This is a genomic window from Streptomyces sp. ATLC9 (assembly GCF_057196705.1).
This window is the reverse complement of record NZ_JBXUOY010000240.1, coordinates 1-7,864: the sequence shown is the minus strand read 5'-3', so window position 1 is coordinate 7,864 and position 7,864 is coordinate 1. Positions and strand designations below refer to the sequence as shown.

The 7,864-nt window shown below is 75.8% G+C and carries 2 protein-coding genes; one reads left to right on the top strand and one right to left on the bottom strand.

Annotation, left to right across the window (positions count from 1 at the left end; genetic code table 11):
* Window positions 1-181 precede the first annotated feature (181 nt).
* Window positions 182-4,702: a cation-translocating P-type ATPase gene (locus tag AC2CJA_RS21045; protein WP_484604238.1), complete on the bottom strand. Its 4,521-nt coding sequence runs from the start codon at window positions 4,700-4,702 to the stop codon at window positions 182-184.
* A 250-nt stretch (window positions 4,703-4,952) separates the two neighbouring features.
* Here AC2CJA_RS21045 and AC2CJA_RS21040 point away from each other — a divergent pair, with 250 nt between their 5' ends.
* Window positions 4,953-7,535, top strand: coding sequence for an ATP-dependent Clp protease ATP-binding subunit (locus AC2CJA_RS21040; RefSeq protein ID WP_484604237.1), 2,583 nt, complete (start codon window positions 4,953-4,955; stop codon window positions 7,533-7,535).
* Window positions 7,536-7,864: the final 329 nt, after the last annotated feature.

The window sequence follows — 7,864 nt, the reverse complement described above, 5'->3', positions numbered from 1 at the left end:
CGCCCGAGGGCGTTCGCGGGCCGCGGTTTGCCGTGTGCGAGGGGACGGCGCGTCCGCTCCGCGGAGAAGAGGGAGAAGAAGCGCCGGGGGGGGCCCGCGCAGTCCCCGTCCCCCCCCCCGCATGGAGTTCACCCCCCCGGTCGGCCTGGTGAGCGCGAACCACCCTGCGAGTCGGGCGAGTTCAGTCTCCAAACGGCTCGGAGGCGACAGGATCCCCGGCGTCCTCCGGCGCACCGGAGGGATCCGGCGCCAGCCTGCGCACCACTGGGGCCGCGGCGGCCCCCAGCAGCGTGGCCGTGGTGATCGAGCCGAGGGTGATGCCCCAGGCGACGGGACCGAGCGGGGTGCAGCCGAAGAACTGGCTGACCCCGGGCGTCTGGATGACCCCCACCAGGGCCGCGGCCGAACCGATCCCGGCCGTCAGCACGTTGCGGTCCAGCCCGCCGGTGAGCAGCGTCTGCGCGAGCTGGGTGCCCACCACCGAGGCCAGGGCCACCGTCCCGGCGCGCCGTCCCCGTCCGGTGAGCCTGGCCGCGCCCCAGGCCAGTCCGGCGCCGAGCGTGGTGGTGGCGCCGCGCAGCAGCACCTCCTGGCTCAGACCGGCCCCCAGGGAACGGTCCGGGCCCTCGCTCAGCAACCGCTCACCGGCCTCCGTCGCCGGTTCGCGCACCGCGATGGCCAGCGCCGGGGCGAGGTCGGTGAGGAGGTTGACGAGCATGATCTGACGGGCGTTCAGGGGGGAACCGCCGGTCAGCGCGGCGGCCAGCACACTGAAGGCCACCTCCCCGAGGTTGCCGCCGACGAGGATGGCCAGCGCGTCGCGCACCGAGCCCCACATCGCACGGCCCTCCAGCAGCGCGGCGATGATCGTCTCCAGCCGGTCGTCACCGACGACCAGATCGGCGGCGGCGGTCGCGGCGGGCGTGCCGCGCCGCCCGAGCGCGATGCCCACGTCCGCCAGCCGGATGGCCGGGGCGTCGTTGGCGCCGTCCCCGGTCATCGCCACCACCCGGCCGATGCGCCGGTACGCCTGGACGATACGGACCTTGTGGTGGGGGCTGCACCGGGCGATGACGTCCAGCGTGGGCAGCAACTCGTCGAGTTCCTCGTCGCTCAGTTCGTCGATCTCGGCGCCCGTGCACACCTTCTGGTCGGGGTCCTCGCTGACGGTGGCGGCGATGGCGTCCGCGGTGGCCGGGTGGTCGCCGGTGAGCATCACCGTCTGCACGCCGGCCGCCCGCAGCCGCGCGGTGGCCGGCGCGGCCGAGGAGCGCACCGGGTCGGCCAGGGCGACGAAACCGAGGAACGTCAGACCGGCGACGGACTCGTCGGTGAGGTCCTCCCCCTCCTCCAGCGGGCGCTCCGCCACGGCCAGCACCCGCCGCCCGGCGCCGGCGAGCTCCTCGGCCGCGCCGGTCAGACGCTCGCGGGCCGCCGCGTCGAGCTCCTTCTCCCCGCCGTCCCTGCCTCCGCCCCCCTCCCGCAGCCGGGTGCAGCGCTCCAGCACGTTCTCGGGCGCGCCCTTGACGCTGAGCAGCATTCCGCGCGAGGTGCGGCCGGCTGTGGCGTGGTAGGCGCGGGACGGCTCGAACGGCAGGGCGTCGGTACGCCGCCACTGCGGCGCCCCCTGGCGCACGGCCGCCTTCACGCGCCGGGCTCCGGCCACCACCGCCCGGTCGGTCTGGTGCTCCATGGGTTCGGAGGCGCGGGCCGGCGGGGTGGCGCGCAGCGCGGCGGCCAGAATCTGCCTGCGGGCGGCGTCGAGCCGGTCGGCGGGCAGCTCGCGCCGGCCGTCACTGACGGCGGCGAGCTGCAGATCGCCCTCGGTGAGGGTGCCGGTCTTGTCGAAGCAGAGCACGTCGGCGCGGCCGAGCGTCTCGATGGTGCGGGGGTTGCGCACCAGTGCGCCGTGGTCGGCCAGGCGGCGGGCGGCGGCGAGCTGGGCGGCGTTGACCAGCAGCGGCAGTCCCTCGGGCACGGAGGCGACGGCCAGGTTCACCGCCGAGGCGAGCGTGTTCGCCAGAGGGCGGCCGTGCAGCAGCCCGGATCCGGCGACCGCGGCGGCCGAACCGAGTGCCAGCGGCAGGCTGGTCTTCGTCAGGGCGTGCAGCCGCGACTCCACCCCGGTGTCGGGGGCCTTCTGACGGGCGGTCGCCAGGCTCCGCCCGACCTCGGTGGCCGATCCGGTGGCCACCACGACGGCCACCGCGGTGCCCGCCGAGACGGTGGTGCCCTCGTAGAGCATCGACCGGCGGTCGGCGATCTGCGCGGCGACCACCGGTGCCGGGTCCTTCGCCACCGGCAGGGACTCACCGGTCAGCGAGGACTCGTCGACCTCCAGCCCCTCGCCCTGGAGCAGCCGGCAGTCGGCGGGTACGACCTCCTGGGAGCGCAGCACCACCACGTCCCCGACCACCAGGTCCCCCGCGGCCGCCAGGCGTTCGGCCCCGCCGCGCCGCACCCGCGCGCCGATAGCCGAGCGGGCGAACAGCTCCTCCAGCGCCTTGTCGGTCCTGACCCGCTGGACGGCGCCCACCAGGGCGGACGCGCCGGTGATGCCTGCCACCAGCGCCGCGTCGGTCTGCGAGCCCACGGCCGCCGACAGGGCGGCGCCCGCCGCGAGCACCGGGGTGAGGGGGTTGGCCAGTTCCTCGATGAACGCGGCCGGCAGGCCGATGCGCGCAGGCTGCCCGGAGGTGGTGTCCCGGCCCGCCCGCTGCTCGGCCTCCTGCCTGCTCAGGCCCTCGTCGGTGCTGCCCAGCCGTTCCAGAACGCGATCGGCGGGCATCAGGTGCCAGGGGGTGGTCTCCACCGGCGGGGTGACAGGGCGGGACAGCAGTTGCCGGGCCCGCCAGGTGCCCAGGCAGAACGCCGCGGTCCCGGCGCTGGTGCCCGCCGCGGCGCCGCGGGCCGTCGCCCGGTGGGGAGGCCCCTGGAGGGCCGCGACGGCGCCGACGCCGCTGCCGCCCGCGGCCAGGAACCGGCTCTCCCGGTCGACCTGGGCGGCCACGCCCACCGAGTCCACGATCAGACCGGCCGACTCCAGGTCGGTGCCGATCAGGATGTGCGCGCCCCAGGCCGGCGGCTCGCCCTCGCGGTGCACGCCGATTCCGCAGTCGGCGGCGGCCAGCGCCCGCCGGTCGCCCGAGAGCAGCAGCACCACCGCGCCGTCCGCCCGCAGCCCGCGCAGGGAGGCGGTGAGGCGGTCGCCGCCGGGGACGACGGCGTCGGCGAAACCGAACGCCGGCTCCGGACGGGCACTGGCCAGGACCACGCGCACCCCGGCGCGGCGGGGCGCGGCCGCCCCCCCGTCCGCGCCCGGTGCCTTCTGCCGGGCCAGGCCGGCGACGGCCGTCAGCCGCCTGCCCCGGGCCAGGCCCAGGACGGCCTCGCCGCCCTGCCTGCGCAGCCCGGCCGCAGCCCGCGCCCCCCTGCGTCCGGTCAGTTCCAGGTCCTCCAGCGGCCCCAGGACCCAGCCGTCCTCGTCACGGTGCGTCTCGCCGACCCGCTCGGAGGTGAAGAGCGCGAAGAGCCGCTCGGCGGCCTCCCGGGGCCCGGCCCCTTCCAGCGGCACCAGGTCGGCCAGTTCGTGGTGGCTGCCGCTGAGCGCCTCCTCGTCCAGCACGACGGTGTCCGTCTGCCCCAGCCTGCGCAGCACGCTCCGGTCCATGACGGTCGCCCCCCGCAGCGCCAGGGCGCGGCCGAGCGTGGTGGCGAATCCCTCCCGGCCCGCGTCCGGGGCCTTGGGCACACCGGAGAGCATCACCGCCAGCCCGCGCCTCGGCCCGGTGAACGCCGCGGTCGCCGCCCCGGCCGCGGCCGTCAGCGCCATCGAGCGCTCGACGTAGCGGTCGACGGCGTCGGGAGGCGGGGGTACGGGCCGCTCCGCGGCGACCGGGCCGGCCGCCGCGTCCTCGGGGCTGCCCACCAGCCTCGTCTCGGCCTCCTCCCACGCGGCGCGGTACGCCCCGGCCTCCCGCCACTGGGCCATGCGCTCCACGACGTCGAGCACGAGGCCGCCGCCGCGGGTGGCCACGCCCTGGGTCAGGGCGGTGAGGACCGGCAACAGGGAGTCGGCCCGCTGCGGGTCGTGCAGCCCCCTGGCGACCAGTTGCCGCAGCCGCGGGTGGCGGGCGACGGCGCCGGTGAGGGCGGCCACCTCGGGCGGCAGCGGTGTCCAGGGGGCCACCCGGTTGAGGGTGGACAGCCCCAGCCCCACCACGTCGGCGGCCAGGGCGGTGACTGACTGGCCGGTCCGCGGCCCCTCGCAGGGGTGGTGCGGCTCCTGGCACCACCCCTCGTGCTCATCGTCCTCGCAGGGGACGTGCCCCTCCACGCGCTCCACCAGTGCCACCAGTTCGCGTTCGGGCGGAGGCGGGGAATCCAGCGCCACCACCACCCGCCCCGACGGCGCGTTCACCCGCGCCCACAGCACCCCCGGGTGCCGCTCCAGGACGCGCTCCACGCGCCGGGCGGTCCGCTCGCCCTCGGAGGTGCTGACTCCGTGGACGGCGATGTAACAGCGCCCCGGCCGGGACCACACGGCCCGCCGCGACACTCCCAGGAACCGCCCGGCCAGCCGGCCGGCGGTGCCCGCCACCTCGCGCGCCCCGGCCTTCACCCCCGGCGGCACCAGGACGTCCGGCGGCGGCAGCGGCACACGCAGACCCGGCACACCCGGCAGACCCGACAGCAACGACATCGACCGTGCCCTCCCGACCCCGAACCGACAGGCGAACCCGCGGCGATCCCGCGGACAGTCCCCGCCGGGGGAGTCGCATGCTCCGGATAACCCCGTATGCCCGGCTCACACCTCCACCCGCAGCGCTCGTGGGCAAGTGGGGCCGCGCCCGACGTGTCGTACCGGCCCGAGGGGGAACCCCGGTGCACCGAGACAGACGCACCGAGACAGCAGCGCGGCCCGGTCCGCCGGGCCGGCGGGACGGATATCTATGACCAGCGGGTACATGGGTCCCGAGGACTTCGGCCGGGACCCGCTCGGAGAGTTCCTCGCGCGCTTCCTGGGCTCCTCGTCGTCGGGCGGGCAGCGGCCGGGGCCCCGGTACTTCGACTTCGTGCGGCTGATGAGCGAGCCCGCCCGGCAGCTCGTCTCCTCCGCGGCCTCCTACGCCGCGCAGCACGGCAGCACCGACCTCAACACCGAGCACCTGCTGCGGGCGGCGCTCACCACCGACCCGACCCGCGCCATGGTCTCCCGCGCCGGCGGCGATCCCGACACCATCGTCTCCGAGATCGACCGGCACTCCGGAGACGGCCCGCCGCGCTCCTCCATCTCCGTCAGCCCCGCCGTCAAGCGCGCCCTGATGGACGCCCACCAGGTCGCCCGCTCCTCCGGTTCGTCCTACATCGGACCGGAGCACGTGCTGGTGGCCCTGGCCGCCAACCGGGACTCGGCGGCCGGCCAGATCCTCAACGCCGCCCACTTCGATCCCCGCTCAGGGCTCCCGGAGGGTCCGCAGCCCGGCGGGCCGGGCCCGGCCGGTGAACGCCAGCCCGCTCCCGGAGGGCGGCCCGGCGCAGGCAGCACCCCGAATCTGGACAAGTTCGGCCGCGATCTGACCGAACTCGCCCGCGAGGGCCGTATCGACCCGGTGATCGGCCGCGACGAGCAGATCGAGCAGACCATCGAGATCCTGGCGCGGCGGGGCAAGAACAACCCGGTGCTGATCGGCGAGGCGGGCGTCGGCAAGACCGCCATCGTCGAGGGCCTGGCCCAGCGCGTCGCCGACGGCGACGTGCCGGACAACCTGCTGGGCCGCCGCGTCGTCCAGCTGGACTTCGCGGGCGTGGTCGCCGGAACCCGTTACCGGGGCGACTTCGAGGAGCGGCTCAGCGGCATCATCGACGAGATCCGCGACCACACCGACGAGCTGCTCGTCTTCATCGACGAGCTGCACACGGTGGTGGGCGCGGGGGGCGGCGGCGAGAGCGGCTCGATGGACGCCGGCAACATGCTCAAGCCCGCCCTGTCCCGCGGTGAGCTGCACGTCATCGGCGCCACCACGCTGGAGGAGCACCGCCGCCACATCGAGAAGGACGCCGCGCTGGCACGCCGCTTCCAGCCCGTCCTGGTCCCCGAGCCGACCACGGCCGACGCCGTCGAGATCCTGCGGGGGCTGCGCGACCGCTACGAGGCGCACCACCAGGTCCGCTACGGCGACGAGGCGCTGCTGGCGGCCGTGGAGCTGTCCGACCGCTATCTGACCGACCGCTTCCTGCCGGACAAGGCGATCGACCTGATGGACCAGGCGGGCGCGCGGGTGCGGCTGCGCTCCTCCACACGGGGCACCGACGTGCGGGCCCTGGAGCGCGAGGCCGAGCAGCTGCGGCGCGACAAGGACCAGGCGGTGGCCGACGAGGACTACGAGCGCGCCAAGGAGCTGCGCGACCGTCTCGCCGAGGTGGAGCGGCAGGCCGCCGAGGGGGGCGGGAGGCAGCCGGTGGGCGACCGCATCGCCGAGGTCGGTGTGGAGGACATCGCCGACATCGTCTCCCGGCAGACCGGTATCCCCGTCAGCACCCTCACCCAGGAGGAGAAGGCCAGGCTGCTGGGCCTGGAGGAGCACCTGCACCGGCGGGTGGTGGGCCAGGACGAGGCCGTCTCCGTCGTCGCCGACGCCGTACTGCGCTCGCGGGCCGGGCTGTCCAGCCCCGACCGTCCGATCGGCAGCTTCCTCTTCCTCGGCCCCACCGGTGTGGGCAAGACCGAGCTGGCCCGCGCTCTGGCGGAGGCGCTGTTCGGCACCGACGACCGGATGGTGCGCCTGGACATGAGCGAGTACCAGGAGCGGCACACCGTCAGCCGGCTGGTCGGCGCCCCGCCCGGATACGTCGGCCACGAGGAGGCCGGGCAGCTCACCGAGGCGGTGCGCCGCCACCCGTACTCGCTGCTGCTGCTGGACGAGGTGGAGAAGGCGCACCCGGACGTCTTCAACATCCTGCTCCAGGTGCTGGACGACGGACGGCTGACGGACTCCCAGGGCCGCACGGTGGACTTCACCAACACCGTCATCGTGATGACCAGCAACCTCGGCTCCGAGGCCATCACCGGGCGCGGCGGCGCGCTGGGCTTCTCCTCCGGCGCCGCGGGCGGTGAGGGTGCCGAGGCCGAGGAAGCGGCCCGCCGCGAGCGGGTGCTGCGCCCGCTGCGTGAGCACTTCCGCCCGGAGTTCCTCAACCGCATCGACGAGATCGTGGTCTTCCGTCAGCTCTCCGACGAGCAGTTGCGGCGGATCACCGACATGCTGCTGGACGAGACGCGGCGGCGGCTGCGCGCCCAGGACGTGGAGGTCGACTTCACCCCGCAGGCCGTGGAGTGGCTGGCCCGGCACGGTTACCAGCCGGAGTACGGGGCCCGGCCGCTGCGCCGCACCATCCAGCGGGAGGTGGACAACCAGCTCTCGCGGATGCTGCTCGGCGGCGAACTGGCACCGCACACCCGGCTGCGGGTGGACGTGTCGGACGGTTCCCTGGACTTCCGCCGGGACCAGGCGTCCGCACCGGCGGCGCCGTAGGCGGCGCCGGAACCGCGCGGCCCGGCGCACACGTGCGTCGGCCGCCGCAGGGGGCCGGTGGGCGGGCTCAGTGGCCCCTGCCCCGGCCGGTGAGAGCGTCGCGGAGCCGGTCGACCACGCCCGCGCCGGTCTTCCTTTCGCCGTCCGTCACAGATGTCCGCGATATCCGCCGAAGGGGCGGACACAGGCATCGTGTACCCGGAGTCCGGGGCGGCCAACGCCCCGTGACCCACTGCCGTACGGCGCGTCCCCGCCCGGCCGCGGGCCCCGGACGCCTCCCGGGTGTCCGGGCATGCCGACGCGGGGCCCGGGGCCGGGAGGCCGGGCCC

Bases quoted from the DNA above. Each gene is read 5' to 3' on its own strand.
- AC2CJA_RS21045 (WP_484604238.1), bottom strand. From the start codon at position 4,702: ATGTCGTTGCTGTCGGGTCTGCCGGGTGTGCCGGGTCTGCGTGTGCCG.
- AC2CJA_RS21040 (WP_484604237.1), top strand. From the start codon at position 4,953: ATGACCAGCGGGTACATGGGTCCCGAGGACTTCGGCCGGGACCCGCTC.